This window comes from Hallella seregens ATCC 51272, from assembly GCF_000518545.1.
Lineage (GTDB): Bacteria > Bacteroidota > Bacteroidia > Bacteroidales > Bacteroidaceae > Prevotella > Prevotella seregens.
Genome location: NZ_JADU01000051.1, coordinates 1 through 2,495 on the forward strand (window position 1 = coordinate 1; position 2,495 = coordinate 2,495).

A 2,495-nucleotide genomic window follows, 5' to 3' on the forward strand; every position below is an offset into this window, starting at 1 on the left:
CAATCATGTTGTGGCCAACAGGAGCAAATTCTACTTGGCCAAAGGGGTCAAAGTAGAGTGGCTTTTCCACTTTATCTGCAATTGATTCATAGACGCTTTTCCGTTGTGAATCGGATAATCCAAGAAACCTATTCATATAGACCAACTATAAATTCCCTTACCTTTGAAGGCATCAGTTTGAGGTCGGCAACTTGAAGGTGAGGATTTTCGTTTAACTTCATTTTAATGGTAGCAACCTGCTCATCAGTCAGTTTCTCTACTTTCCAGTCTTTAAGGGCTGTTGTTAAGAGAAGGGCCAACCGGCTACGGATGGAGAAATATCTGGGAGAGGCGCGCTTGAATTTTATGTTTTTCCCTTCGCCAAGATTTATAGTACGTGAGACGCCATCGGTTAAGTAAGCTATGTTCATCGGTATCTGTTGAGTCAGTCCTAACTGGTATTGGGCATAAAGTCCCGTTGGGACAATTCTTGCGCCATCCCTTTTTGCCATTGCTTTGGCAATATCCTCAAGCGATGGAGGAACCATACCCAGGCCATATACTTTTTCCATTTTGGGGTAGCAATAAATGCCACGTGCAACCCTAAGCATCTGTCCTTTTTCTACGAGACGTTCCAAAGCCTTATTAACGGCATCTCGATTGCCATACGAAATAAAATCCCCCACAAAAAATACAGAACCGCGTCCGCACTTCTTTGATTTTATAAGTATTTTACTTTCAATGCTTTTTGTCATGATTATAATTGTATTTTGTCGCGAAATAATGCATTATTCACGACAACAAAGGTACATATAAAATCTCATAATCAGCACAAAAAACAGAGAAAAGTACGAGCTTAACGAGCTATGCCAGTATTAATGTACGTATTATCAATTTTGTAACCGTTATTTTGTAATGTAACTGCTTGCATTTACACAACAAAACAACAATAAAAACCAACAAATACGCATCACCAACTATCTCGCCTTCTCAGCATCTCGTCAATCTCTTCCCTGAGAAAAAGTAATCGTCCATTGGCTTTGAGATAAGGGATTTTTCCTGCCCAAACCCAGTTGTAAACGGTCTTTTGCTCCACTTTGAGAATCTTGGATACATCAATGATATCCAAGTATTCGGGTTTCAAGGGAGGATGGACTGTTGTATCAACAGATTGCTCTTGCAGGATCAGCAGGCGGTCGAGTTTGTCCTCGACACGCATCAGTTTATCAAACAATCGTTTCTGCCATGTATCTTCTGTATGATGTTCTAAGTACGACATAGTTCTCCTTTTTGATAGTTACCATTGGTATCTTGTGCCAAGATACGTTGTTCTTTCATATAGGCGATGTACTTCTTTGCGGTTCTGTCCTTGATTTCCATCTCGCGCATCAAGACCTCACAAAGTTCTTGGTAAGTGAGCTTGAGGGGTTTTCTGAAAGCCTCTCTGACAACGCCAATAAGCTCATCAGTCTTGCGCTTTTCCTTGTCCTCCTTGGACTTCTCACCACGATAGACGTGCATGTCCTCTGTCTTATCCCAGCCGAAAAGCATCATCGGTACGTCCAGCGGACTTCCGTCACGGACTTTCAATGCCTTCACCACAGAGTATTCGGGATTGTCGTCTTTCTCAATGGAGAGAATACCAGCCGCCTTGCGTTGCAGTTCCGAGCCAATGTGCCCACGGAGTTTGATACCATTCGGCACGAAGTGCAGCACGCAGATGATGCAGGTATTGTAAATCCCTGCCAAGCGGTAAAGTTCATCAACAATGGCAATACTCTCCGTCTCGTCATTGGCTGAGCGTATCAGGTCTGCAATACCGTCAATAACCACAAGATGGATGCCTCCATGCCTGTGATGGAACAAGTCCATACTCTCACGGATAAGTTTCAGCCTGTCCTTTCGAGAGAGTGAGGCAAGGTACAGGGAATGGTAGAACTCCGGTACTGCCGTCAGAGAAGCCCTACGCAAAGTCTTACCTAAGTTCTTGTGCAGCTGTGCCTCGGACTGTTCCGTGTCATAGTGCAGGACTGCCAAGCCTTTTGGGTTGGCGGTAATCTCCAATCCCAATGTTTTCTCTATCGGCAGCCGTTCTTCTCCCAGCGCTCCGGCAAGGATGGCTCCGACATAGTTGCTCTTGCCTGTCCCCTCACCTCCGGTAATGCAGAACAGGTTATCCTGTGTGCCGAGTGGTACACCGTTTACTGCTACTACTGATTTGGAAATGTCCGGTGGATTCTCGTAGTCAATTTCACAGGAACGTAACATCATCATAGTTTGGCTATATAGGTCTGAGAACATCTTGGCAAGCAGCTCTTTCAGTTCCTTTGCCCCGTTGCCCAAGGCAAAGAAATCTGAAATGTCTTTTTCAGACTTCGTGCCACTTAATGGAAGTGAAAGGTTCAATACCTTGTATTCCGCCAGATTTTCCGCTTGTCTGTGACTCTTGGAAAAGCCACTCTACTTTGACCCCTTTGGCCAAGTAGAATTTGCTCCTGTTGGCCACAACATGATTG

The 2,495-nt window shown here is 44.4% G+C and carries 2 protein-coding genes and 1 pseudogene; all 3 read right to left on the reverse strand.

The annotated features are described in order from the left end of the window. Positions 1-128: 128 nt before the first annotated feature. A complete protein-coding gene (locus L888_RS0111040; protein WP_025066592.1) occupies positions 129-734 on the reverse strand; it encodes a DUF6088 family protein in 606 nt (201 codons plus the stop codon). A gap of 215 nt (positions 735-949) precedes the next feature. After that, a complete protein-coding gene (locus L888_RS13700; protein WP_025066591.1) occupies positions 950-1,258 on the reverse strand; it encodes a helix-turn-helix domain-containing protein in 309 nt (102 codons plus the stop codon). Then, positions 1,246-2,427 (reverse strand): annotated as a pseudogene (locus tag L888_RS13705) (AAA family ATPase); the annotation flags it as partial. The gene L888_RS13700 and the pseudogene L888_RS13705, both read right to left, overlap by 13 nt. Positions 2,428-2,495: the final 68 nt, after the last annotated feature.